This window comes from Pseudomonas mandelii, from assembly GCF_900106065.1.
GTDB classification, from domain to species: Bacteria; Pseudomonadota; Gammaproteobacteria; order Pseudomonadales; family Pseudomonadaceae; genus Aquipseudomonas; species Aquipseudomonas mandelii.
This window is the reverse complement of sequence record NZ_LT629796.1, coordinates 5285581-5311294: the sequence shown is the minus strand read 5'-3', so window position 1 is coordinate 5311294 and position 25714 is coordinate 5285581. Positions and strand designations below refer to the sequence as shown.

24 protein-coding genes are annotated in these 25714 nt (G+C 60.9%); 12 read left to right on the top strand and 12 right to left on the bottom strand.

The window, feature by feature from the left end; all coding sequences use genetic code 11:
* Positions 1 to 11: 11 nt before the first annotated feature.
* On the top strand, positions 12 to 932 hold the full coding sequence (locus BLU63_RS24745; RefSeq protein ID WP_077749432.1) for a LysR substrate-binding domain-containing protein: 921 nt from the start codon (positions 12 to 14) through the stop codon (positions 930 to 932).
* Here BLU63_RS24745 and BLU63_RS24740 read toward each other — a convergent pair.
* The 4 genes from BLU63_RS24740 to BLU63_RS24725 form a co-directional block, all read right to left on the bottom strand.
* Entirely contained in the window at positions 853 to 1446 is a 594-nt protein-coding gene (locus tag BLU63_RS24740; RefSeq protein WP_077749433.1) for a DinB family protein, read from the bottom strand. The genes BLU63_RS24745 and BLU63_RS24740 overlap by 80 nt on opposite strands.
* Before the next feature lie 102 nt (positions 1447 to 1548).
* Complete coding sequence (locus BLU63_RS24735) at positions 1549 to 2664, bottom strand: NAD(P)/FAD-dependent oxidoreductase (RefSeq protein ID WP_083377298.1); 1116 nt, start codon at positions 2662 to 2664, stop codon at positions 1549 to 1551.
* Between the two features lie 16 nt (positions 2665 to 2680).
* Positions 2681 to 3994, bottom strand: a complete 1314-nt coding sequence (locus tag BLU63_RS24730) for an MFS transporter (protein WP_010455258.1) — start codon at positions 3992 to 3994, stop codon at positions 2681 to 2683.
* Between the two features lie 270 nt (positions 3995 to 4264).
* On the bottom strand, positions 4265 to 5053 hold the full coding sequence (locus BLU63_RS24725) for an SDR family oxidoreductase (RefSeq protein WP_077749434.1): 789 nt from the start codon (positions 5051 to 5053) through the stop codon (positions 4265 to 4267).
* 154 nt (positions 5054 to 5207) lie between these two features.
* On the opposite strand from BLU63_RS24725, the gene BLU63_RS24720 reads away from it, so the two are divergent.
* The 3 genes from BLU63_RS24720 (at position 5208) to BLU63_RS24710 (ending at position 7828) form a co-directional block, all read left to right on the top strand.
* Entirely contained in the window at positions 5208 to 6374 is a 1167-nt protein-coding gene (locus BLU63_RS24720) for an iron-containing alcohol dehydrogenase (protein ID WP_083376489.1), read from the top strand.
* A 13-nt stretch (positions 6375 to 6387) separates the two neighbouring features.
* Positions 6388 to 6702 (top strand): NIPSNAP family protein, encoded by a 315-nt coding sequence (locus BLU63_RS24715; RefSeq protein ID WP_083376488.1) that lies wholly within the window; start codon positions 6388 to 6390, stop codon positions 6700 to 6702.
* 142 nt (positions 6703 to 6844) lie between these two features.
* Positions 6845 to 7828: a cyclase family protein gene (locus BLU63_RS24710; protein ID WP_083376487.1), complete on the top strand. Its 984-nt coding sequence runs from the start codon at positions 6845 to 6847 to the stop codon at positions 7826 to 7828.
* On the opposite strand, the gene BLU63_RS24705 is transcribed toward BLU63_RS24710, so the two are convergent.
* The 3 genes from BLU63_RS24705 to BLU63_RS24695 form a co-directional block, all read right to left on the bottom strand.
* On the bottom strand, positions 7821 to 8750 hold the full coding sequence (locus BLU63_RS24705; RefSeq protein ID WP_077749438.1) for a LysR family transcriptional regulator: 930 nt from the start codon (positions 8748 to 8750) through the stop codon (positions 7821 to 7823). The two genes, BLU63_RS24710 and BLU63_RS24705, sit on opposite strands and share 8 nt — an antisense overlap.
* Before the next feature lie 82 nt (positions 8751 to 8832).
* On the bottom strand, positions 8833 to 10416 hold the full coding sequence (locus tag BLU63_RS24700) for an aldehyde dehydrogenase (NADP(+)) (protein WP_083376486.1): 1584 nt from the start codon (positions 10414 to 10416) through the stop codon (positions 8833 to 8835).
* Between the two features lie 166 nt (positions 10417 to 10582).
* Positions 10583 to 11521 carry a cyclase family protein gene (locus tag BLU63_RS24695; RefSeq protein ID WP_083376485.1) on the bottom strand — a complete coding sequence of 313 codons (939 nt, stop codon included), beginning with the start codon at positions 11519 to 11521 and terminating at the stop codon, positions 10583 to 10585.
* A gap of 584 nt (positions 11522 to 12105) precedes the next feature.
* Between BLU63_RS24695 and BLU63_RS24690 the strand changes: the two genes are divergently transcribed.
* The 6 genes from BLU63_RS24690 to BLU63_RS24665 all read left to right on the top strand — a co-directional run bounded on the left by BLU63_RS24690 (position 12106) and on the right by BLU63_RS24665 (position 18801).
* Positions 12106 to 12381: a hypothetical protein gene (locus BLU63_RS24690; protein WP_083376484.1), complete on the top strand. Its 276-nt coding sequence runs from the start codon at positions 12106 to 12108 to the stop codon at positions 12379 to 12381.
* 286 nt (positions 12382 to 12667) lie between these two features.
* Entirely contained in the window at positions 12668 to 15388 is a 2721-nt protein-coding gene (mgtA, locus tag BLU63_RS24685; RefSeq protein WP_083376483.1) for a magnesium-translocating P-type ATPase, read from the top strand.
* A gap of 187 nt (positions 15389 to 15575) precedes the next feature.
* Positions 15576 to 17231: a Na/Pi cotransporter family protein gene (locus BLU63_RS24680; protein ID WP_083376482.1), complete on the top strand. Its 1656-nt coding sequence runs from the start codon at positions 15576 to 15578 to the stop codon at positions 17229 to 17231.
* A complete protein-coding gene (locus BLU63_RS24675) occupies positions 17219 to 17593 on the top strand; it encodes an SLOG family protein (RefSeq protein WP_010455279.1) in 375 nt (124 codons plus the stop codon). Before BLU63_RS24680 ends, BLU63_RS24675 begins: the two co-directional genes overlap by 13 nt.
* A gap of 16 nt (positions 17594 to 17609) precedes the next feature.
* Entirely contained in the window at positions 17610 to 18377 is a 768-nt protein-coding gene (locus BLU63_RS24670; protein WP_010455281.1) for a hypothetical protein, read from the top strand.
* A 106-nt stretch (positions 18378 to 18483) separates the two neighbouring features.
* Positions 18484 to 18801, top strand: a complete 318-nt coding sequence (locus tag BLU63_RS24665) for a DUF2388 domain-containing protein (RefSeq protein ID WP_083376481.1) — start codon at positions 18484 to 18486, stop codon at positions 18799 to 18801.
* Between the two features lie 63 nt (positions 18802 to 18864).
* Here the strand turns inward: BLU63_RS24665 and BLU63_RS24660 are convergent, their stop codons facing one another.
* The gene (locus tag BLU63_RS24660; RefSeq protein WP_083376480.1) at positions 18865 to 19785 is read right to left on the bottom strand and encodes a pyridoxal-phosphate dependent enzyme; all 921 of its coding nucleotides are present in this window, start codon (positions 19783 to 19785) and stop codon (positions 18865 to 18867) included.
* Between the two features lie 100 nt (positions 19786 to 19885).
* The gene (locus tag BLU63_RS24655; protein WP_083376479.1) at positions 19886 to 20677 is read right to left on the bottom strand and encodes an SDR family NAD(P)-dependent oxidoreductase; all 792 of its coding nucleotides are present in this window, start codon (positions 20675 to 20677) and stop codon (positions 19886 to 19888) included.
* 124 nt (positions 20678 to 20801) lie between these two features.
* Between BLU63_RS24655 and BLU63_RS24650 the strand changes: the two genes are divergently transcribed.
* Positions 20802 to 21749, top strand: a complete 948-nt coding sequence (locus BLU63_RS24650; RefSeq protein WP_010455289.1) for a GlxA family transcriptional regulator — start codon at positions 20802 to 20804, stop codon at positions 21747 to 21749.
* 349 nt (positions 21750 to 22098) lie between these two features.
* Entirely contained in the window at positions 22099 to 22758 is a 660-nt protein-coding gene (locus BLU63_RS24645) for a methyltransferase family protein (protein WP_083377297.1), read from the top strand.
* A 105-nt stretch (positions 22759 to 22863) separates the two neighbouring features.
* Here the strand turns inward: BLU63_RS24645 and BLU63_RS24640 are convergent, their stop codons facing one another.
* The 3 genes from BLU63_RS24640 to BLU63_RS24630 form a co-directional block, all read right to left on the bottom strand.
* The gene (locus tag BLU63_RS24640; protein ID WP_083376478.1) at positions 22864 to 23532 is read right to left on the bottom strand and encodes an HAD-IA family hydrolase; all 669 of its coding nucleotides are present in this window, start codon (positions 23530 to 23532) and stop codon (positions 22864 to 22866) included.
* Positions 23533 to 23585: 53 nt separating this feature from the next.
* Entirely contained in the window at positions 23586 to 23987 is a 402-nt protein-coding gene (locus BLU63_RS24635) for a response regulator (protein ID WP_010455297.1), read from the bottom strand.
* 111 nt (positions 23988 to 24098) lie between these two features.
* Complete coding sequence (locus BLU63_RS24630; protein WP_010455299.1) at positions 24099 to 25706, bottom strand: GMC family oxidoreductase; 1608 nt, start codon at positions 25704 to 25706, stop codon at positions 24099 to 24101.
* Between the last annotated feature and the right edge of the window lie 8 nt (positions 25707 to 25714).

Here is a 25714-nt window from a genome sequence, read left to right as displayed (position 1 = left end):
AGAACGCCGCAATGAACCGCAACGACCTGCGCCGCGTGGACATGAACCTGCTGGTGATTTTCGAAACGTTGATGTTCGAGAAGAACCTGACCCGGGCCGGGGAGAAACTGTTTCTCGGTCAGCCCGCTGTCAGTGCTTCGCTGGCCAAGTTGCGCGATCTGTTCGACGACCCGCTGCTGGTGCGCAACGGTCGGGTGTTGGAGCCGACCCAACGGGCGTTGGCGATTCTCAAGGAGTTGCAGCCGGCGATGGACACCATTTCCGGCGCGGTCAGCCGGGCCAAGGATTTCGACCCGTCCACCAGCCGCGATGTGTTCCGCATCGGCTTGTCCGACGACGCCGAGTTCGGTCTGTTTCCGCCGCTGCTCAAGCAAATACGCGAAGAGGCGCAGAACGTCGTGGTGGTGGTGCGAAGGGTGAATTACTTGCTGATGTCACCGATGCTCGCCTCCGGGGAGATTTCCGTCGGGATCAGTTACACCACGGAACTGCCGGCCAATGCCAAGCGCAAGAAATTGCGCGACCTGAGCGTGAAGATTCTGCGGGGCGACAACCGTCCCGGCCCCCTGACCCTGGATGAGTATTGCGAACGCCCTCATGCGCTGGTGTCTTTTTCCGGAGACTTGACCGGTGCTATCGACAACGATCTGGCGCGCATCGGCCGCTCGCGGCGGGTGGTGCTGGCGGTGCCGCAATTCGCCGGGTTGCGTGCCCTGCTGGCCGGCACCGACCTGCTGGCCACGGTGCCGGATTACGCGGCGTGTGCGCTGATCGAAGGCAGCAGCCAGCTGCGGGCCGACGACCCGCCGTTTGACATCGTGCTGTCCGAACTGTCCATGGTCTGGAACGGGGTCAACGATAACGACCCGGCAGAACGTTGGTTGCGTTCGCGAATTGCGCAACACATGTCGGCTGAGTTGCCGGTGCTTTGAGCGCGTTGAAAGCCGGGTCGGTCTCGCGCAGGAAGATCGGCAGGTCGGTCATCGGTGGCATCGCCGGGATGTCGAAATACATCTGGATCACCCAGCCGCGGTGGTAACTGGCGTGATTGACCACGTGCAGCAGCATCGCGCCGGCGCTCATGGTGCCGCTCTCGCCGGAGACGAACGTGAACTCGACCGGCTTATCCAGCGACCTCTCGGTCTGCCTTGCGCTCCAGTTGCAATACCAGTGATCGATGTCCTTTTGCGCCATGCGCAAATCAGCCAGGTCGGGATGGAGCAGATCGTGTGAGGTTTTGAAGCCGTGCCCTCGGCCTTCGAGGTGAGCCTGCCAGATGCAGTCCACGACATAGATATGATTCAGGGTGCCGATCATGTTCTTGAACACCGACACCCGCTCTTTGTTGACCTCCCCCGGCGGCAGCGCGGCCAGGCTGTCAAAGAGGCGCTCATCGGCCCATTGCTTGTAATCGGCAAGCATGCGGGCAGTGCGTATGTTGATCATCAGAGTTCTCCCATTACGATGGGCACACTGGCAAGCATAGACCGCTCGGCGGCTGGCAGCGCAGACGCTGATAACCGGCACCTCACCGCAACGCGACAGCTGCTACAGGGAATGCGGTGTCAGGCGTTGTACCACCCGATCAGCCAGCGCCAGGCAGCTGGTGAGGCCCGGCGATTCGATGCCGAACAGATTCACCAACCCCGGCACACCATGCTCGACCGGGCCACTGATGAGGAAGTCGGCGGCCGGTTCGGTCGGGCCGGAAATCTTCGGGCGGATGCCGCTGTAGGCGGGTTGCAGACTGTTATCGGCTAACGTCGGCCAGTAGCGGCGGATGGCCTGATAGAACCCGTCGACCCGGCGCGGATCGACGCGGTAATCGACATGGTCGACCCATTCGACGTCCGGCCCGAAACGCGCCTGCCCGCCAAGGTCGAGGGTCATGTGCACGCCCAGGCCGGCGCTCTCCGGTGCCGGATACACCAGATGCCGGAATGGCGCCCGGCCACTGAAACTGAAATAACTGCCCTTGCACAGGCGTGCCTCGGGAACGTATTGCGTCGGCAAGCCTTCGATCCGGCTCGCCACCTCCGGCGCGGACAAACCGGCGCAATTGATCAACTCGCGACAGGTCAAGGTCATCGGCTGTGCGCCGCCCATGTGCAATTCGAAACCTTGTTCGGTGCAACGGGCGGACACCAACGGCGTGTGCAAGGCAATCGAGGTGCCCGAGGCTTCGACGTCTGCCTGAAGCGCCAGCATCAGCGCATGGGAATCGACGATCCCGGTGGACGGCGACCAGAGCGCGGCGACGCAGGACAGCGCCGGTTCAAGCGACCGTGCCTGCCCGGCGTCCAGCCATTGCAAGTCATCGACGCCATTGCGCCGGCCCTGCTCCAGCAACCTCTGCAAGGCCGCGCACTGGCTGTCATCGGTGGCCACGATCAACTTGCCCAGGCGTTGGTAATCGACACCGCGCTCATCGCAAAAGGCGTACAGGCGATGCTTGCCCTCCACGCACAATTGCGCCTTCAGGCTGCCGCTCGGGTAATAGATGCCGGCGTGGATCACTTCTGAATTGCGCGAACTGATGCCCACACCAATCCCCTCGCCGGCTTCGATCAGGATCACTTCCCGCCCGCTGCGGGCCAGTGCCCTGGTCACCGCCAGGCCAACCACGCCGGCGCCGACCACCACGCATTCGATATCGACGCTCACCTGCCCTCCGCTCATGTCAAGCCAGCCCTCGTTCCCGATAATCGATCAGGCTGGAGAATATCGCCAGCAGCATGGCCATGACCACGAAGAAGATCAGCACCAGGAAATACGAGCCGGTGAACTGCACGATCAATCCGATCAGGATCGGCACGATAACCCCGGCCATGTTGCCGCAGAAGTTCATGGTGCCGGCCAGCACACCGGTTTTCGAGGTGCCGCCGAGGATCGACGGAATGCACCAGTACATGCCGCACCAGCGAATGAAAAACATCGCTACGCAGAGCAGACCGATGGCCTTGCCGGCTTCATTGGTATAGGCCACCGCCAGCATGCACAGGGCCGCGACCAGCGCCGAACCACTGAACATGCTGCGCATCACCAGGTTGGGCGAGGCGCCGCTGGTTTTCCATTTATCCCCCAGATAACCGCCCACCAGCTCGCCGACGAAACCGCACATGAAAATCAGGAAGGTCGCACCGCCCATGCTCGAAATGTTCAGGCCGTGGGTCTGGTGCAGGTAGCTCGGCATCCAGGTCAGCAAACCGTAGAACACGCTGAGAATGCAGCAGTAACCGGCGAACATCGCCAGCACCGAACGGTCCTTGAGCAGCTCTTTGAGGGAGATGCTGGTCACCGTGCCGGGTTGGCTGACTTTGCGATTGCCTTCGGTGATGTGCGCCAGTTCCGCCGCGTTGACACCGGGGTGTTCGCTGGGATGGTTGCGGATGTATTTCCACGCCAGTACACCGGCAAGCATGGTGCCGATACCGGCGATCACGAAGGCGATGCGCCAGGAATCGAACCAGCCGATCAGCCCGGCAATGATGATCGCGCCGAAAGCACTGCCCAGCGGTGCGCCGCCATCGACCAGCACCGCGCCGCGTCCGCGTTCGTTGGGGGTCAGCCAGGCGCCGTTGAGTTTGGCCCCGGCCGGCATGATCGGCGACTCGGCGATGCCCAGCCCCATGCGCGTAATCAACAGCGTGATCCAGTTATGCGCACCAGCAGCCAAGGCCTGGAAGGCGCCCCAGGCGACAGTCGCGATGACGATGACGCGACGGGTCTGAAAACGGTCCAGCAGCATGCCGCCGGGAATCTGCATCAATGCGTACGACCAGAAAAACGCACTGAGCATCAAGCCTTCTAGCGCGGGAGGGATCTGGAACTCACTGGAAATCAGCGGCAAGGCCACCGACAGCGAAGCGCGGTCGATGTAGTTGATGGCGGTCAGCAGCAACATGATGAGGAAGATCCGCCAGCGCACGCTGGTCGGACGCTCGGTGGCAGACGCGGCGGCGAGCCGCAGGGTTTCGGCACTCGGATTGTTCATGAGGGGCGCTCTTGTTGTTGTGGGTGCAAGCGGCCCAATACCCGCCTATTAACGCAAAACCTGTAGGAGCGAGGCTTGCCCGCGAAGGCGGAGTGTCAGTGGACATCATTGTTAATGACACATCGCCTTCGCGGGCAAGCCTCGCTCCTACTGGGTTTACATCTTGGCTGACGGGTATTGGGCAAGCACCCCAACTCTAATCACGCGTCCTCGGGCTGAATAATGAGGGGATCTGATTAGGGGATCACCAAACGTCATCCCCCGAAAAGATCAGAACGTCCCGGGGTAACTGCCGCCGTCCAGCAGCAGGTTTTGCCCGGTGAGGAAACCGGCATTGGCGCTGCAGATGAACGCGCAGTAGGCGCCGAACTCATCGGGTTGCCCGAAGCGCTGGGCCGGCACGTGCTTGCGCCGCTGTTCGCTGATGCTTTCGACGCTGGTGCCATTGGCCTCGGCGGCGGCGCTCAGGGTCTTGTGCAAACGCTCGGTCTCGAACGGTCCCGGCAGCAGATTGTTGATCGTCACGTTATGCCCGGCCAGCCGCGACTGGCGTGCAAGCCCGGCGATAAAACCGGTCAGGCCACTGCGTGCGCCGTTGGACAGTCCCAACACATCGATTGGCGCCTTCACCGCGCCGGAGGTGATGTTGACGATACGCCCGAAACCGCGCTCGGCCATGCCATCGACGCAGGCCTTGATCAGCTCGATGGGCGTGAGCATGTTGGCATCCAGCGCCTTCAGCCAGTCGTCGCGCTGCCAGTCACGGAAGTCACCCGGAGGCGGTCCGCCGGCGTTGTTGATCAGGATGTCCACCTGCGGACACGCCGCCAACACCTGGTCGCGCACTGCGGGCGTGCTGATGTCCCCGGCCACCGTGCGCACGTCGATGCCCGGCGCCAGGCTGCGCAATTCTGTAGCGGCAGCCTGCAAGGTTTCGTCACCCCGGGCGTTGATCACCAGGTTGACGCCCTCCTTCGCCAAGGCCCGCGCACAGGCCAGACCCAGGCCCTTGCTGGCGGCGCAGACGATGGCCCAGCGACCTGAAATACCCAAATCCATGACGATGCTCCTGACGGTTGGAAAACCTCACGTTACCACCAGGACCCGCCTCGCCGGGGGATGACAAAGGGTGATCGGCGGATCAGACCTTTTCATTATCAGCCGCCTCCCACGCTTATTACTGTCTGCGGACCAATAAGAACCGGAGAAACCCATGAACCCGTTCCAGTTTTATTTCCCCACCACTTTGAAAAGCGGCAACGGCCTGGTGCGTCAGGCCGGTGCATTGCTCAAGCCCCATGTTCGGAAAAAACTGCTGGTGGTCACTGACGCAGGGCTGATGGCGTCGGGCGTGATGGAAGGTTTTTTCGCCTCCCTGGCCGAGAGTGACATCGGCTATGAAGTGTTTTCCGGCGTCGAACCGAACCCCACCACCGACGTGCTGGAACGAGCCGTGGCCTTCCTGAAAAACCACGACTGTGACTCGGTGATCGGCGTCGGTGGCGGCAGCAGCATCGACACCGCCAAGGGCGTGGCAGCCATGGCCACCAACCCCGGCAACATCCTCGACTACGAGGGCTACGACAAACTGCTGCACCCACCCCTGCCGATCTTCGCGATCCCGACCACCTCCGGCACTGGCAGCGAATGCACCGCCTCCACCGTGTTCACCAACACCAAGACCCTGTTCAAAACCGTGATCATCAGCCCGGCGCTGTTTCCGAAACTGGCGATTCTTGATGCCGAGCTGACGCTCAAACTTCCACCGTCGATCACCGCTGCGACGGGCATGGACGCCTTGACCCACGCCATCGAATCCTACGTGTCGAAGCAGGCCAACCCGGTCAGCCAGGCCCTGGCGCTGCAAGCGATCAAGATGATCTGCACGCACCTGCCCAAGGCATTTTTCAGCGGCTCCGACCTGCACGCCCGGGAACAGATGCTGCTTGGGTCGTTCCTCGCGGGCGTAGCCTTCGCCCAATCGAAACTGGGCAACGTGCATGCGATTTCCCATACCTTCGGCGGCGTCTTCAACATTCCCCACGGCATCGCCAACGCCACGCTGCTGCCCTACGTCATCGAATACAACCTGGCGGCCTGCCCGGAGCTGTTTCGCGAGATTGCCATCGCCATGGGCGAAGACATCGACGGCCTGAGCCTGGCCCGCGCCGGGCACAAAGTGGTGGACCACGTGGTGGCGCTGAACAAGGCCATCGGCATTCCCGACAACATCAAGGACCTGGGCGTGGACCTGGATTACATGCCGCAAATGGTCAGTGACTCGATGCGCAGCGGCAACGTGCTGGTCAACCCACGCCTGACCACCGCCGCCGACATTGAGCGAATCATCAGCAACGCCTGGCACGGCATTCATTCCTGAAGAGAACACGCCCATGTTTTACGAAATGCGCACCTACACGATTCAAATCGGAAAAATGCAGACCTACCTCAAGCACTTCGAGGAAGCCGGGCTACCGGTGATCTCCCGCTACACCACGCTGGTGGGCTGGTGGTACACCGAAATCGGCGAGCTGAATCAGGTGATCCACATCTGGGCCTACGAGAGCCTCGACGACCGGATCAACAAACGCGCGGCGCTGTATCAGGACCCTGACTGGCTAGAGGGTTTCGTGCCGAAAGCGTTCCCGATGCTGGAAAAGATGGAATCGAAACTGCTGATCGCCGCCGATTTCTCCCCGATCAAATAAACCCCTGTGGGAGCGAACCTGCTCGCGATAGCGGTATGTCAGACGCATCAAGGTTAACTGGCACTCCCCATCGCGAGCAGGCTCACTCCCACACGGGGATTTGTACTGGCCTGCCGAATCGGCTCAAACCAAGGACAACCTCATGTGCGACCACAATCCCAACAATACCGCCGCCGACCGATCTCCCGACATCAAGGCCTTGCTCGAAGGCCTGCCCACTAACTGGGGCAAATGGGGGCCGGACGATGAAGTCGGTGCCCTGAATTACCTGCAAAGCGCCGAGATCCTCCGGGGCATCGCCTCGGTGCGCCAAGGCAAGACCTTCACCCTGCAAGTGCAGATCGGCCATCCCAAGGGCGAGCCGTTGTGGCCCGGCCGACGCCCGTCGATGCGTGTCAACGTGCTGGACAAGGGCCACTTCCTGGCGGGCAAGACCCACTTTGACGGTCACGTGGAATACGCCGACGATGTGATCTTCATGCACCTGCAAGGCTCGACTCAATACGATGCGCTCGGCCACGTCTGGCACGACAACAAACTGTGGAACGGCTACGACGCCATGAGCACCATCGGCAGCATGGACAAGGCCAGCATCCTGCCGATTGCCGAACGCGGAATTGTCGGCCGCGCGGTGCTGATCGACATGGCGCGCCATCGCGGCAAAGCGGTGCTGGACAAGGGGGAGACCTTCAATCACCTGGACCTGCTGGCCGCAGCAAAAGCCCAGGGCATCGAGATCGAGAAACGCGACATCCTGATCATCCGCACGGGTTGGATCGGCTCGTTCTATGAGCGCGAACCGGAAGAGTTCTACAAGGACTTCGCCGAGCCGGGCCTGACCTTCAGCCGCGAGCTGGTGGAGTGGTTTCACCAGATGGAAATTCCCAACCTGGTGACCGACACCATGGCCAACGAAGTGGCGGTCGACCCCTCCTCGGGCGTGTTGATCCCGCTGCACAATGCCTTGATGCGCAACCTCGGCGTGACCTTCACCGAAGTGGCGCTGCTCGACGACCTGGCCAGTGATTGCGCCGAAGACGGCCAGTGGCAGTTCCTCTACACCGCCGCGCCGTTGAAGATTGTCGGCGGGACCGGTGCGCCAGTGAATCCGATTGTGATCAAGTAGTCAGGTCCTGCTTCAGCTCGTTGATCAGCAGGGTCGCTGCCGGAGACAGGTCGGCGCCGACCCGGCTGATCACACCATAAGGCTCGATCAACGCGCGCATGGACACCGGCAATTTCACCAGCAAATCGTGTTGCTCGCAGAATTGCGCGACTTCCACCGGGATCACCGCCAGCAAGGTCGGGTCCTGCTGCACCAACAGAATGGTGGCGAAGGTCGATGAGGTTTCCAGCGGATAACGCGGAATCTCCAGCCCCGCCTCATTTAACTCACGCTCCAGGGCCTGGCGCATCGGCATGTCCTTGGGGTAGACCACCCAGCGGTAATCGCTCAGTTGCGACAACTGCAACGACTCGGCACGGGCCAACGGATGGTCTTTGCTGGCGACCACCGCCAAGGGCTCTTCGCTGAGTTCGATGCAGTCATAAGCGTCCGAGCGCTGGCCGACGCTGGTGCGACAGATCGCCAGGTCCAGCCGCCCTTGATCCAGCAAACCGAGCAAGGTGGCGCTGGTGTTTTCCACCAGTTCCACGGACAACTCCGGCTGCTTGAGCCTTAATTCGCTCAGGGCCCGGGTCAGCAACGGCACCGCGCCCATGATCACGCCTACCGACAACCGCCCGCCCTGGCCCTGCATGATGCTGAGCATTTCCTCGCGCAAATGTTCGACGTCGCTGTAGATCAGCCGTGCATAACGAATCATGCAACGGCCCATTTCATTAGCAACCAGGCCCTTGGGCTGACGTTCGAACAGCGGCATCCCAAGCAACGACTCGACTTCGTGCAAGGCCTTGGTGGCGCCGGACTGGGAAATCGAAATGTGCTCGGCGGCCTTGTGCAACGAGCCACGATCGTCCAGCGCGATCAGCAACCGCAGTTGTTTGAGTCGAAGCCGCGAAGCGATGCTGCCAAGTGAAGGAACCATATCGGTGTGTGCTCGATTCAATGGACAAATCCGTCAGGCCCACGCCGCCATTTGCCGCCATTTGCCGGCGTGGGCAAAGTGGTTAGCTCAGGGGCGCCCTGCTCCACTGGCCATCGACCAGTCGATTGAGGCTCAGCGGGTTAGCGTTTTGCAGCGCCTGGGGCAGGTACTCATCAGGATAGTTCTGGTAGCAGACCGGCCGCAGGAAGCGATCAATGGCCAAGGTGCCGACTGAGGTGCCGCGGGCATCCGAAGTGGCTGGATAGGGTCCGCCATGCACCATCGCATCACTGACTTCGACGCCGGTCGGGTAGCCGTTGAGCAGCAAGCGTCCGACCTTGTCTTCGAGTAGCGGCAACAGGTCGCCGAAGCGATCCAGGTCCGCCGGGTCGGCAATCAGCGTGGCGGTCAGTTGACCGTGCAAACTGCCGAGCACGGCGCGCAGTTGGTGCCGGTCTGCGACCTCCACCACCACCGTGGCCGGGCCGAAGATCTCTTCCTGCAACAACGGATCGCCGTCGAGCAACAACTGTACGTCGGCCTTGAACAGCTGCGGTTGCGCCTTGGATTTGCCCTGCGGCTGACCGGCGAGGTGATCGACCCGTTCGTGGGCCACGATGTGTTGAAGACCTGCGCGATAGCTGTTCAGGGCGCCGGCGTTGAGCATGGTCTGGGCCGGTTGGCTACCCATGTTTTGCGCGAATACGTCCAGGAACTCGCTGAACTGCGGCGAGTGCAGGCCGATGATCAGTCCGGGGCTGGTGCAGAACTGGCCGCAGCCGAGGTTGATCGACGCGGTCAGTTCCTCGGCGACTTGGCTGCCACGGGTGTTCAGCGCCTCAGGCAGCAGGATCACCGGGTTGATACTCGACATCTCGGCGAACACCGGGATCGGTTGCGGGCGCGCGGCGGCCAGGTCGGACAAGGCTCGACCGCCCTTCAATGAACCGGTGAAACCGACGGCCTTGATGCCATCGGCCTTGACCAACCCCTGGCCGACACCCGCGCCGTAAATCATGTTGAACACGCCCGAAGGCATGCCGGTGCGCTGTGCCGCGCGCACGATGGCGCCGGCCACGCGGTCCGCGGTCGCCATGTGCCCGCTGTGGGCCTTGAACACCACCGGGCAACCGGCGGCCAGCGCAGAAGCGGTATCGCCGCCGGCGGTGGAAAACGCCAGTGGGAAATTGCTCGCTCCAAACACGGCGACCGGGCCGACGCCGATGCGGTACTGACGGATGTCCTGTCGCGGCAACGGTGTGCGTTCGGGTTGAGCCTGATCGATCCGCGCACCGAGAAAATCACCCCGGAGCAACACCTGCGCAAACAAGCGTAACTGGCCCGTGGTGCGATTGCGCTCACCGCGAATCCGCCCTTCGGGCAAGGCGGTTTCCTGGCACACCAAGGCGATAAAATCGTCACCCAGCGCATCGATTTCATCAGCTATTGCGCCAAGAAACTCCGCACGTCGTAACGGCAACAGCTGACGAAACGGGGCAAAAGCTCGCGAGGCGGCCGTCACTGCCAGCTTGACTTCCTGATCATTGGCCTGATGAAAAACATAGGGCAGTGCTTGCCCGGTGCTGGCGTCGAAACTCTGCAACGCTTCGCCGCCCAGAGCGCTGCGCTGCCCGTCGATAAACTGCTGGCCCAAAATAGCGGACATCAAAAACTCCCTCGCCGGCGTTCGGCAGGCGATCATTCGAATTGAAGGGGTACGCCTATGGCGCACGCTTCACTCTATTGGCCGGGCTGATGGGCAACAAATGACAACAACGGGCCAGGGGATGAGTATTCGTCATCCCCCCGCCCGTCATCGGTGGTACCAGGTGTCAGTGAATCGCGACCGGGTTGATGTTGACCTGGGTCGAGCCCTTGTACAGCGGCTGTCCGAGGACAAACATGAACTCCCAGGCCTTGTCCTTCACCAGCGCGCGGCTGTCGATCAATTCAAGGTTGTAGATGCCGTTCTTGGCCAGCATGAACTGGTTGACCGGGAACTCCTGGCCGTCTTTCGCCGGGTAGATCTCCGAGGCCCAGGTGTCGCCGCCGAACGCGACGATCTGCTTGTCTGCCAGCCATTTGGCCGCGGCCATGCCGATGCCCGGCTCCACGGCGAGGAATTTCTCGTTGTCCTTGCCCAGCAGTTCCAGCCAACCGGTGTTGAACAGCACCACGTCGCCCTTCTGAATGCTGATGCCTTGCAGGTCCAGTGCCTTCTGGATGTCGGCAACGCTGAACTCGGTTTTCTCCGGCACGATGGCGCTGCCGTACACGGCGGTCATGTCCAGCACCACGCCACGGGTGACGATGGGCGGGACTTTTTCGATGCCGAGTTTTTTCACGCCTTCGACGGTGACGAAGTCCGCCGCACGGTTGCCGTTGTAGTAGACATTGTCGATGCCGATATGGCCGATGCCGTTGAGTTGGGTGCCGACACCGGTCCAGCCGACCACCAGTTCATCGTTAAAGGTGAACTTGTTAGGCCCCATGGTGGTGCCACCCGCCTCGCCCGGCTGGATGTTGGTCAGGTGAAAACTGCGGTGACGGAAGGCTGGCAGAGTCTTGTCGATGGGCACGGCCAGCGGATAGGTTTTGCCGCTCTTGATCAATTGGGAGGCGTTGATCACCGACTCCGCGTTTAGCAGATTCAGCGCGCCGATTTCATCGTTGGCACCGTATTTCGAGGGGTACCATTTTTCGGCATCCGCCGCGTGAGCTGCATGGAGGGTGAACAACAGGGCAAACGGCAGTACCAATCGGGTCAGCATGAGCGGGTCCTTGTGAGGTTGCAGTGGACCCAAGGTACGCAGCCCGTCTGTGGGGAAACAGACAGGGATGGGCAATACAATTGTTCTGGATTATCACGAGTGCCATCGGTGGGATGTGAGCCTGCTCGCGACAGCGGCAGGTCAGCCGGCATCGACGTCGGCTGACCTGCCGCTGTCGCGAGCAGGCCCACTCCTACAGGGAATGTTGTAAGCCGGAGGGTCATTAGGGGGCTGGCAGCCATTTCGTATGCAACTAACTGTCAATTAGCTGAACCAGTTCTAACTTCAATATCAAGTTTCGATGTTTTCCCCATTCATCTTGGTATTTGGCGGGTATTGGCGGTTGACTTCACCCACCTCCCTGAGTAAATTGCCCGGGCCTTCGACGAAGGCCTTTTTTCAACTCACAAAAGAATCCAATGGACACAGTATCTAGTCGCTGTCGGGTAACTGCGAATTCGCGGAGCCTGGCACATAACCCAGTAAATGACGGGACTCGATTTTTCGGTCGGGTGAGCTGCGCTAGAGCTTGATGCTCCACCGTAACTTGCCTCACCGGCGTCCGTCCGGTCCAGAGGCATGTTATGAACTTCAAAACCACCGTAATGCCGGGCGTGCGCGCCTTTGCATCGACCATGCGGGTCAAGCTGTGCCGTGAGCGCCTGTTGACGACGCGGATCAGCGCCCCGTTTTCCACCCCTTCTGCCCCTGCCACGGCACACCCTCGTGCCAACTGGCGCGTCTGCCCGATGACGGGTCGGCTTCAGCAACGCTGGAGCTTCGACGACAGCCAGGAACCACCGAGTCGGCGCATCGCGCGGATGCTCGGTCTTACCTTCGAGACCCGCGCATTCAGTTGACCTGAAGACACTTTAACGTTCTTCCCCCAGCGTTTTCCTTGATAGGGAATTCGGCAACTTCTTATTGCCTGTTAAAACACAAAGTTATCGGAGTTAGTTATGGACGAAGCCAGTAGAAGGTTCGCTGCGCATCAACTTTCCATTGATACGCAGCGAACGTTAAAACACAAGAAAACAACACTTTCGAAATTGATCGCCTGTTTGCGACTCGACATACATTCGCTCGCCTATGAATAGTTGAGCGAGCCGTGTGTCGTGCCGCAAGACGGCGGCAGGAGCACACACAATGACGACTGTAAAAACGCCGAATACTCGCGCCAAAGGCGCCAGCAGCGATAACGCCAAACTGTCGATGCGCGCCGCCCGGGAAGCGCAAAACAACCTGACCGTGACCCTCGCCAATCTCAACGCCACCCCTGACGGTTTGACTGAACTCGAGGCCGAAGGCCGGCTAGCCCGCGCAGGCTATAACGAGGTCGCCCACGACAAGCCGCCTCACGCCATCGTCCAACTGCTCAAGGCCCTGAACAATCCCTTCATCTATGTCCTGCTGACCCTGGCAGGCATCAGTTTCTTCACCGATTACTGGCTGCCGATCAGCCAGGGCGAAGGCGACGAAGCGGACCTGACCAAAGTCATCATTATCATGACCATGGTTACCCTGAGCAGCCTGCTGCGGTTCTGGCAGGAATACCGCTCGGCCAAATCCGCCGAAGCCCTCAAAGCCATGGTGCGCACCACCGCAACCGTGCTGCGACGCGGACAAAACGGCAACACCCCGGTGCTGCGCGAAGTGCCGATGCGCGAACTGGTGGCCGGCGACATCGTTCAGCTCAGCGCCGGGGACATGATCCCGGCGGACATCCGCCTGATCGAATCCCGCGACCTGTTCATCAGCCAGGCGGTGCTGACCGGCGAAGCCTTGCCTGTCGAGAAGTACGACACCCTGGGCGACGTCGCACAGAAGTCGGCGACCCGCAGCGCTGCCGATCAATCCAACCTGCTGGACCTGCCGAACATTTGCTTCATGGGCACCAACGTGGTCAGCGGCACGGCCAAAGCGGTGGTGGTCGCAACCGGCCCGCGTACCTACTTCGGCTCGCTGGCCAAAGCGATTGTCGGTTCGCGGCTGCAAACAGCCTTCGACCGCGGGGTGAACAGCGTCAGTTGGTTGTTGATCCGCTTCATGCTGGTCATGGTGCCGATCGTGTTCCTGCTCAACGGTTTCTCCAAGGGCGACTGGAGTGACGCGTTCCTGTTTGCGCTGGCAGTCGCGGTCGGCCTGACCCCGGAAATGCTGCCGATGATTGTCAGCGCCAACCTGGCCAAAGGCGCGATGGCCATGGCCAAGCGCAAAGTGGTGGTCAAGCGCCTCAATGCGATCCAGAACTTCGGTTCGATGGACGTGCTGTGCACCGACAAGACCGGCACCCTGACCCAGGACAAGATCATCCTTGAGCACCACGTCGACAGCAACGGCCGGCGCGACGACACGCTCCTCGAACTGGCGTGGCTCAACAGCCATCACCAGAGCGGTCTGAAAAACCTGATGGACCAGGCGGTGGTGCAGTTCGCCAATGCCAATCCAAAATTCAGGGTGCCGTTTGCCTACAGCAAGGTCGATGAGTTGCCGTTCGACTTCGTCCGTCGGCGCCTGTCGATCATCGTCAAGGACAGCCGCGACGATCACCTGATGGTGTGCAAAGGCGCGGTCGAGGAAATGCTGAGCATCGCCAGCCACATTCACGAAAACGGCACGGTCGTGGCACTCGATGCACAGCGCCGCAAAGACCTGCTGGCCCTGGCCAACGAGTACAACGAGGACGGTTTCCGGGTGCTGCTGGTCGCCACCCGCGAGATCCCGAAAGCGCAGAGCAAAAACCAGTACAACACCGCGGATGAGCGCGAGCTGGTGATTCGCGGCTTCCTGACCTTTCTCGATCCACCGAAGGAAACCGCGGGCCCGGCGATTGCCGCGCTGCGCGACATGGGCGTGACCGTCAAGGTGCTGACCGGCGACAACGCCGTGGTGACTTGCAAGATCTGCCGCGAAGTCGGGCTGGAACCCGGTACGCCGCTGCTCGGGCCAGACATCGAGAACATGGACGACACCACCCTCAAGCTGCGGGTCGAAGAACGCACGGTGTTCGCCAAGCTGACGCCGCTGCAAAAGTCCCGGGTGCTCAAGGCGTTGCAGGCCAATGGTCACACCGTGGGCTTCCTCGGCGACGGCATCAACGACGCCCCTGCCCTGCGCGATGCCGATGTCGGTATTTCGGTCGACAGCGGCACCGACATCGCCAAGGAATCGGCCGACATCATTCTGCTGGAGAAGAGCCTGATGGTGCTGGAGGAAGGCGTGCTCAAGGGCCGCGAGACCTTCGGCAATATCATGAAGTACCTGAACATGACCGCCAGCTCCAACTTCGGCAACGTGTTCTCGGTGCTGGTGGCCAGTGCGTTCATTCCGTTCCTGCCGATGCTGTCGATCCATCTGCTGCTGCAAAACCTCATGTACGACATCTCTCAGTTGTCGCTGCCGTGGGACAAGATGGACAAGGAGTTCCTGCGCAAACCACGCAAGTGGGACGCGAAAAACATTGGCCGTTTCATGCTGTGGATCGGGCCGACCTCATCGGTCTTCGACATCACCACTTTCGCCCTGATGTGGTACGTGTTCGCCGCCAACAGCATGGAAATGCAGGGCCTGTTCCAGTCCGGCTGGTTCATCGAGGGGCTGCTGTCGCAGACGCTGGTAGTGCATATGTTGCGCACGCAGAAGATTCCGTTCTTCCAGAGCACGGCGGCGTTGCCGGTGATCCTGATGACCGGGTTGGTGATGGCGCTGGGTATCTACATTCCGTTCTCGCCACTGGGTACTTTGGTCGGCCTGCAACCGCTGCCGTGGGCGTACTTCCCTTGGCTGGTCGGCACCCTGCTCAGCTACTGCGTGTTCGCGCAGATCATGAAGACGATCTACATCCGCCGCTTCAAGCAGTGGTTCTGATGGCCTGAGCCCCCGAAATCCGGGGGCAATCCCAAATGACCTGAACACCACAATCCCCTGTGGGAGCGAGCCTGCTCGCGATAGCTGACGGACATCCAAAAGAGATGTCGACTGATGCACCGCTATCGCGAGCAGGCTCACGCCTAAAGGGGAATGCGCTTAACCCTATCGAAAAGGGAGAGTCCTGATGTCGGGAACGACTCTACTGATCAACCTCGCAGGCTCCATCGCACTCTTGCTGTGGGGCACTCACATGATTTCTTCGGCGTTGTTGCGCGGCTTCGGCACGCCGCTGCGCCAGTGGCTGGGCCACAACTTGAACAACCGCTGGATGGCGCTGCTGTCGGGTATCGGCATCACCGGCATCCTGCAAAGCAGCACCGCCGTCAGCCTGATGGCGACGTCGTTTACGGCCGCCGGGACCCTGGGCCTGGGGCCGGCGCTGGCGGTAATGCTCGGCGCCAATATCGGTTCGACCCTGGTGGTACAACTGCTCAGCGTCGACGTTTCAATTCTCACCCCCATCGTGTTGCTCGCGGGTTTGATGGTGTTCCGGCTGCGCGATGACTCACGCTACGAAAGCGTCGGCTGTGCGCTGATCGGCCTGGGGCTGATGTTGTTGGCCCTGCGCATGCTCAGCTCAACCCTGGCGGACGTCGAAGGCACGCCGGTCTTCCAGCTGATCATGCAGAGCCTGGACGGCGATCTGCTGATTGCGTTGCTGGTGGCGCTGATCCTCACCTGGCTGTGCCATTCCAGCGTGGCGGTGGTGTTGCTGATCGTCTCGCTGGCCGCCACCGGCTTGCTGTCGGGAACCACCCTCGTCGCGCTGGTGCTCGGGGTGAACATTGGCGGTGCGCTGCCTTCGGTGATCAATGCCGGTTCGAGCGTCGGCCGGCGCTTGCCGCTGGGTAATCTGCTGGTGCGTGCGGTCGGTGCCCTGGCGGTGTTGCCGTTTGCCGGGCTGCTGGCCGAGCTGAAGCTGGAGCCGTCGGTGCTGGTGGTGTCGCTGCACAGCGGTTTCAATCTGCTGCTGGCGCTGGTGTTCATCGGCCTGACCGATGTACTCGCCAAAGGGCTGACCCATCTGCTGCCGGCCCCCGAGCGGGATGTCGATCCGGGCATGCCGCACTACCTCGACGAAGCGGGTCTGGAAGTGGCCAACATCGGCCTGTCCAACGCCGCCCGGGAAGCGTTGCGCATGGCCGACATGCTCTCGGCAATGCTCGGCCGCCTGGTGCAGCTGTTCCACACCTCGGTGCCCGCCTGTGCCGATGAAGTGCGACGCGTCGATCAGTCTCTGGACCTGCTGGGCGCGGCCATTCGGGCTTACCTGGCGGACATCGGCAAGGAAGGCATCAGTGACAGCGATGCCGATCGTTCCCAGGAAATCCTGCTGTTCGTGATCAACCTCGAACATGCCGCGGACATTCTTTCCAGCAGCCTGACGCAGTTGGCCATGCGCCGCTTGCGCCGTGGCGAACAGTTCTCGGCGTTCGAGCGGGGCAACATCGCGCCGCTGCACGACGCACTGCTGGAAAGCCTGAGCCTGGCGATCACCGTGTTTCTGCGTGAAGACATTCCCACCGCGCACCACTTGATCCATCGCAAGGAGACGGTCAGAAGGCTCGAAGCGCACGCCAGCCGCGAGCACTTTCGCAAGTTGCAGGAAGACAAGAACACCTGGGCGGAGTCCGGCGACATCTTCCAGCGGGTCCTGCGCGATTACCGCCGCGTGCATCACCACATCGCCGCCCTGGGCTATCCGCTGCTGGAGCGTGCCGGCGAGCAACCGGTCGAGAGCACCGACCTGACCAAGGAGAATTCCTCATGCGCCTCTTGATCTGCGCGGGCCGCTATTACGCCGACAGCCGTCTGTGCCGACGGGTCCTCGACGCCTTCCAGCGCCTGCACCCCGTGCGTGTGCTGATCCATGGTGGCAATCAATACCTGGGCGGTGACATCGAAGAATGGGCCCGGGAACACGGTGCCGACATCGTGCGCTACCCGCCCAACTGGCAGCGCCACGGCAAGTTGGCTGAACGCCTGCGCAACCATTTCATGTTGCTCGACAGCCGACCTGACGTGGTGATCGCCCTGCCCGGCGGCGAAGACACCGAAGAGTTGGTCGCCCGGGCCCGGACGGCCGGCTTGCAAACCCTATCGGTAGAGGATCGGGGGCTGACCGCCGCCGCCATCAAATAACTTCGAGATAAACTTCATGCAAAACCCCACTCGTCTATTCGCGTCCTTCGTGCGCAGCCTGCCAGCCGCTCAAGGCCGGCGCCTGCGCCGCAATCTGTTGTTCGTCAGCCTCACTCTGAGCCTGATTGCGGTGCTCAGCATCATCTCCAAAGCCAACGCTGCCGGCGGTGCATATACGGTGGATGACGCCGGAATCAATGCGCCCGGCGAATGCAACATCGACGCCTGGTATCAAAACGGTCGGCACGGCTCATCCAGCAGCGTGGTGTCACAGGACTGCACGCTCAAAGGCCTGCCCAACGTGCAACTCGGTGCCGCCGTGCAGCACGACCGCGACGACGGGGACTCGGAAACCCGGTTGAGCCCGCAATTCAAGGCGCAAATTTTCTCCCGGGAAGACCTTGGCCTTGAGTTGGCGCTGGCGGGGTCGACTCACTTTGCCTTCAATCGGGCCCACGCCTTCGATGGCGTCGACCTGAACCTGCCCTTCACCTACCAACCTTTCGAAACCCTGCGCCTGAACCTCAATGCCGGCTGGACCCATGCCTATGACGATGGCGAGCAAAACCATCGCTGGGCCTGGGGCACCGGCGTCGAATACGACCTGGCCCGTTCCCTGACGCTGATTGCTGAACGCTACGGCCAGCAAGGCGGCGAACAGGCATGGCAGGCCGGGCCAAGGTTGCATGTCGGTGAGCGCATCGACGTCGATCTGGTGGTGGGCCGCAACCTGACGGGGGAACGGGACCAGTGGCTGACCACCGGAGCAACGCTGCGGTTTTGAACGATTAGGTGCGGATAACGCATCCACAGGGAACTCCTGACGTTCGCCAGGCATCCTAAATGATGAAGTACTCCTTTTTTTGCTTCACGCTTCAGAGGACATTGCTATGCGCCGTCTGATTATCATCTCCTCATTCATGTTGTGTTTGCCCTTCGGTTCGGCCTTCGCCAAAGTGGACGCCGGCGATGTCGCCACCTCTGCGGGGGTTTCCGCATCACTGTACTCGACGTTCAAGGACCACAAACTGGCGATTCCTGCCCGTGATGACGCCTCCAGCTTCGTTGCCAGTGGCGGTACGATTCGCGGTGTGTACCTGGAGTCGGTGTTGAATCAGATTCGCCAGGAAAATCCCGGACTCGAAGCCAGCGACGAAGAGCTGGCCAGAGCCATCCTCATCCACGAAGGCGTTGCTGCTGGCCAATGAAGGTTGAAAAGGTAACGGTGGGGCTCGCGACAGCCGGATAGTCTCCAGCCCTGCCCCTTTGCTTCACCCCGCGGACAAGCGCGCCCACCCGGCCACCAGCTGCGCGCTGATGCTGACGCCGCCACACACCACAATCACCACGTCATGGGCTTCGGCGATCGCCGGATGGTCAAGATAGGCCACCGCCAATGAAACGCCGCACGCCGGTTCGACCAACTGGCGCAGGTCGTTGGCGTAACGCACCACGCCCATGATTGCCTCGTCATCACTGAGCACCACGCATTCGTGAGGAAAGTCGAGGATGTGCTGCACCGGCCACGCGGCCACTTTCGCAGCGCCCAACGATGTCGCGACGGTGTCGATACGCGGCAGCCTGACGGGATGTCCGGCCTCGATGGCGGCGGCAAAGGAGGCCGCGCCTCGGGTTTCGCAGGTGATGATCCGGCAGTCCATGCGATGGTGCCGGATCAAACCTGTCAGCAACCCCGCCAGTAATCCGCCGCCCCCGACCGACGTCACCAGCGCATCGACTTGAGGGCAATCCTCGAGGACTTCATCAATCAGGGTGCTGTGCCCTTCCCACAGCACGGGATGATCGAAGGCGGGCACGTACTCGATATCCGCATCCTGTGAAAACGCTTTGGCCCGTTGGTTGGCCTCGTCCCAGACCTTGCCGTGAACGATGACCTCGGCGCCGGTTTTCCTGATCCTGGCACGGGTGGTTTCCGGGGTGGTGTGCGGCACAATAATGCAGGCTTTCAGCCCGAGGGCAGCGGCGGCCATGGCGGTGGCAAAACCGGCGTTGCCGCCGGAAGGACAGACGACTTTGCTTTTGCCTTGGTCCTTTGCCTGACTGCACAGAAGGCCCATGCCGCGTAATTTGAACGAGCCGCTGGGTTGCAGGTTTTCCAGCTTGAGCCAGATGCGCCGGGTCGGCGTTGACAAGCCAGGGTGCAGAATCAAAGGCGTTCTGATGTGAAGCATTGTGTGCTCCCTCGGCAGCACCGGCCTGTCGAGGTTTCGGCGAGCCGGTGATGAACGATCCTTCTCCAAGCTTAGTTCACCCTGCCCCAGGGCTATCGGTTTACCGGTAGCGCGGTGCCGACGATGAGTGGCCGAACGAGCCTGACAGCACTTGGCGCTGGGCTTCGTAAACGTCCCATTTATCAGCCTCGTGCAGGCCCGGGATGGTCACCACCTCACCCTTCGCCAGGCCGACCAGCGCCGCATCGACCATGTCCTCGGCGGACATCACGATCTCTTGTGGCAGGTTTTCCACCGGGTTGCCGGCCTCGCTCCAGAAATCCGTGGCAGTTGCGCCGGGCAACACCGCCTGAACGCGTATGGCTTTGTCGGCCAGTTCGTGGTGCATCGATTGGCTCAAGCCCAGCACGAAAGCCTTGGTCCCGCCGTAAACGCCGTTGAGGATTTCTGGAGCGATTGCGACGATGGAGGAAATGTTGATCACGGTGCCGGTGCCCCGTGCGACGAAGCCGGGCACCACGGCATAGGACAGACGCATCAGCGCGGTGACGTTGAGGCTGATCATGGCGTCCATGTCGTCCACCGGGCTGCCGAGCAACGGCATCACGCCACCAACACCGGCATTGTTGACCAGCAAGGTGATGCTCGCGTCGTTGCGCAGAATGCTTTCAACCCGTAGCAGACCGGCCTTGTCTTTGAGGTCGGCAGCAACCACTTCCACGGCGCGGCCGGTTTCGTTGCTCAGATGATTGGCCAAAGCGTTGAGTTTGCCCTGGCTGCGGGCGACCAGAATCAGGTCGTAACCCTGCCGGGCGAGACGGTCGGCGTAGACCGCGCCAATGCCCGAAGAAGCGCCAGTGATCAGTGCAGTGCCTTTGGATGAAAGAGCCATGTTCAATTTCCTTCACAGTGAGGCGATAAGGTCGCCGGGTGTGAACTGTTATAAATTGACTGACGCTCGTCTCAAATGACGTTTAAAGTACGTTTTTCGGACATTGGCTTTTGAGGGCACCATCATGACTTCCGTGGCGTTCGTGGTTTTCGAGGGGTTCCAGTCCATGGCGTTGGCGGCGATGCCTGTGTTCGAATACGCCAACTTCAGCGCTGGCGAAGCGCTTTACGAGGTCAGCGTGATCTCTGAGGAGGGTCGCTCCCTGCGGGCTTCCGGCGGCTTGAGTGTCGGCACCCAGGCGTTTGATGAGCGGGTGTTCGACACGGTCATCGTGGTCGGCGGCGATTCGATTCTCGAGCAGGCGCCCGAGGGTGTGTTGGCGTACCTGCGCGACAGCGTGAAAACCGCCCGGCGCACGGCGTCGATCTGCTCGGGGGCATTCGTGCTGGCCCAGGCCGGCCTGCTCGACGGACGGCGGGCCACCACGCATTGGGCCTATGCGCGGGACCTGCAAGCGCGGTTTCCCTCGATCAAAGTGGAAGATGATCGTATTTACGTGGTCGACGGTTCCATCTGGACCTCCGCCGGCATGACCGCGGGCATCGACCTGGCGCTGGCGATGGTTGAAAAGGATCATGGCGCCGACCTGGCCCGTTCGGTGGCGCAGAAACTGGTGATGTACCAGCGCCGCGCGGGTGGTCAGTCGCAGCATTCGGCCTTGCTGGAACTGGAGCCCAAATCCGACCGCATTCAGACCGTCCTCGGCTACGCCCGGGAACACCTGACATCGGCGTTATCGGTGGAGCAACTGGCGGAAGTGGCACGCCTCAGCCCACGGCAATTCAGCCGCACCTTCCGCGCCGAGACCGGGCAGTCCCCGGCCAAGGCCATCGAAAATCTGCGCCTGGAGGCGGCGCGGCAAATGCTCGAGCGCGGACGGCTGACCCTCGACCAGATCGCCGCCGAGGCCGGCTTCACCGACCGCCGCCGCATGCGCGAAGCCTTCCTCCGGGCGTTCGGCCAACCGCCGCAGGTCATTCGGCGTAATGCCAGGTTGCAGATGACGGCGTGAGCATTAGCGCGGGGGAAGCGCTGCTCGCAGGTCGACCGTTTTATACAGCGGCATTAATCACAGGGCCACGCCATCGGCCTGGGCCAGCGGCATCAACCTTTGCATCGCCACCTCGAAGGGGTCCATCCACGCAGGCATCGGGGGCGACCCCTCGTCGAGCGGCTCGAAAAATCATCCCAGTGAATCGGAATCACCAGCCCCTTCCAGGGTTTTCTCGCAGACCCGATTCAAACGGTCCATGCACCTCTGCTTTTGCCTGACCGAAACGTTTCCTGACGCCAGCCCAAACCGGCGAATCGGCATGAACATCTACACTGAAGACATCGGTGCAAAGCGGGAATGGGTGCCCATGAAAATCTCGGCCAGGCTGGCGTTTTTCGCCATCGTTTCCACCCTCGCCTACCTCGGTCTCGCGGTGTGGGGAATCGGCGGGTTTGCGGCGTTTTTTGCCCATGGCTCGCTGGTGGTCGTGGCCATTGCAACCTTGGCGATGGCGGTTGCCTCGTTGTTCACCGAGGTCAATCTGAGCTCCGGCGAACGTGAAGATCGGGCCAATCGCTGGGTGTTGCCGGCATTCGGCGTCATCGGATTACTGAGCGGATTTCTGCCGGCCTATACCGATCGGATCGACGTCTGGACCTTCGGTGGCGAGGATGTGCGCTGGTTGGGGGCATTGCTGTTCATCGGCGGCGGCGCGCTGCGGATGTGGCCGGTGTTTGTCCTGGGCAAGCGTTTCAGCGGGTTAGTGGCGATTCAACCGGGGCACCGTCTGGTAACCGAAGGGATTTACCGCCGCTTGCGCAACCCCAGTTACCTGGGGATGTTGGTCATCGCCGTGGGCTGGGCGCTGGCGTTTCGCTCGGGGGTCGGGCTGTTGCTTGCGGCACTGACGGTAATTCCGCTGATTGCGCGGATTCATTCGGAAGAGGCGTTATTGAAGGCGCAGTTCGGGAATGAATATGAGGCTTATTGCGCCCGGAGTTGGCGGTTGATCCCCGGGATTTATTGACCCTGCACAGTCCCAATGTGGGAGCGAGCCTGCTCGCGATAGCGTCGGCACATCCAGCATCTGTTTGACTGAAAGACCGCTATCGCGAGCAGGCTCACTCCCACATTAGAGTGGGTGCAAGCGGATATGGTTGTCGGGAGCCACTTGCGCCGCAACGGAGTCATAGCCGGCCAATGTCGCATGCACCGTCTGAATCGGATGGTCATGAGTCGAGGTAATGATCACAAGATCCGCCCCTGCCGCCTCCGCCGCCAGAATGCCCACGGCGGCATCTTCAAAGATCAGACAGTCAGTCACCTCGAGGCCTAGCCGTTGAGCCGCCAGGCGATAGCCCGCTGGGTCCGGTTTGCCGGCGCTGACGTCTTCGGCGGTGACCATAACATCGGGTTCGGGAATCCCTGCTGCCGCCATCCGGCGCACCGCCAGTGCTCGCGGTGCCGAGGTGACGATGGCCCATTGATTCTTGGGCAGGGACCTGAGGAAGTTCGCCGCACCGGCCACTTCGACCACCCCCTCCACGTCCTCGATTTCCGCTTCGGTGATCCAGTCGGCTTGGGCCTTGGCATCCACCCCGGACAACGCCAGACGATTAATGGTGTCGATGGCGCGGGCGCCGTGAATGGTCGGCAGAAAGGACTCGACATCCACGCCGTGCTGCAAGGCCCAAGTGGTCCAGATCCGCTCCGCGGCGGCGATGGAATTGAGGACGGTGCCGTCCATATCGAACAGGAACGCGCGATACGGGGTCTTGAAAACGGAGTTGTGGGCAGACAAGGATAAGCTTCCTTCGTGTGTCAGGCAGGTCCGTTAATGTACACGAGCGACACTTACTGTCGCGACTTGAAGGCCGCCTCGACACAATCCAGCAGTTGTCCCAACGCCCAGGGTTTCTTGATGAACGACACCTTATGCCGGACCCCGGAGGATTTGGGAGTTTCAAAACCGGACATGATCATGATCGGCTTGCCGGGCCAGCGATCGCCGAACTCATTGGCCAGATCCGCGCCGTTCCGCTTTCCGGGCATGGTGATGTCCGTCAACAACAGACCGACCTCGTTGGCGTGTTTTTTCAGGTATTCCGATGCGGCATCCGCGCTGACTTGCGGTTCAACCATGAAACCTTCTTCCTGAAGAATTTCACAGAGAAACTCAAGAATAAGCGGGTCATCTTCAACCACCAGAATCAACCTGCCAGGAAGCTGCTCGCCCGCCGTCGGTGTTGGACACATGACTTTGCCACTCCCTGATTACCTAATGAATTCGCAGGCTCAAAACCGCTGCCTACAGGTATGAGCAGCGGATCTGCAGGAAATTCATTTTTGATACACCGAGGCGATAAATCAGGCGTCCTGCAGAATCAGATCGGCCCCCTTCTCTGCCACCATCAACACGGCCGCATGGGTATTGCCGGACGTCACGTTAGGAAAAATGGACGCATCGACAATGCGCAAGTTGTCTAATCCATGAACTTTAAGGCGTTTGTCGACCACCGACCGCTGCTCGTCCGTGCCCATCGCACAGGAGCCGCACAGGTGATAAATCGAACCGCTGTTTTCTCGAAAATACTGCAGCATCTGTTCGTCACTTTCGATGGCGGGCCCCGGCAATACTTCCTCGACCGTGATGCCTTTGAGTGCGGGGGCCTGCATGATTTTGCGCATCAAGCGGCTGCCCTGAATCACTTCATCGATGTCCTTTTGCGTGCTCAGGTAATTTGGATCGATCAGCGCCGCGTCCCGAGGATTTTTTGAAGCAATCTCGATGTGGCCCCGACTGGTCGGACGGCAGGGGTTAAAGCACAACAGGAAGCCGGAGTAGGGTTCGGGCTTGAGGCTGGCTTTGTTGTTTTTCGGAATCTGGTACGAAAGCGGGTTGAAGTACAGCTGCAAGTTCGGGTTGGCCTGCTGTTCATTGCCACGAAAGAACCCACCCGCCTGATTGACGCTCATTGCCAATGCGCCCTTACGGGTGAACAGGTATTTCAAACCCAGCTTGAACTGGCCGAACAACGAACTCAGTTGATCATTGAGCGTTGGGATATTGGCTTTGTAGTAATAACTGGCGCACAGGTGGTCTTGCAGGTTTTGTCCTACCGCTGGCAAGTGCTTGATCAACGGAATGTTGTGCCTGGCCAGCAGCGCCTGATCGGCAACACCGGACAATTGCAGAATCTTCGGAGTGTCCACGGCGCCGGCACAGAGGATGACTTCCTTGTTCGCGGTAAAGGTCCGCACCACGCCATGCTGGCTAATGGAAATCCCTGTCGCACGGGCGTTATCGAACAGCACTCGATCGACCAACGCATAATGCTCGACCGTCAAGTTCGGTCGACTCAATGCCGGATGCAGGTGCGCAAAACTGCTGGAGCAACGCTGGCCGTTGCGGGTATTGACGTCGTAGATCCCCGAGCCTTCGAACCTCGGCCCGTTGAAATCATCGCTGTGCGGGTAGCCGAGTTCGTCGCAACCTTTGAGGAACACATCGCAAATGGGATGAGTCTGGCCCTTCATCGGCGTAATGCTGATCGGACCGCTGCCGCCGTGATACTCCGTGTCGCCCAGCGGATGGTTTTCCAGTTTACGGAAGTACGGCAGCACGTCCTTGAAGCTCCAGCCTTCATTGCCGTTGGCCGCCCAGTCGTCGAAGTCATGGGCCTGGCCACGGACATAGATCATCGCGTTGATCGAGCCCGAGCCGCCCTGGACTTTTCCGCGAGGCGCATAGATTTCACGGTTGTTCAGCTGTTTTTGCGGCTGGCTGTAGTACATCCAGTTGAAGGTCGGGTTGTAATACATTTTGGCGAAGCCAACCGGGATCTTGAACCACAGGGAACTGTCCTTGCCGCCGGCCTCCAGCAACAGTACCGAGTGTTTGCCCGAAGCCGAGAGCCGATTGGCGAGGATGCAGCCTGCGGCGCCAGCGCCAGCGATGATGTAGTCGTAAGTCATGCACGGTT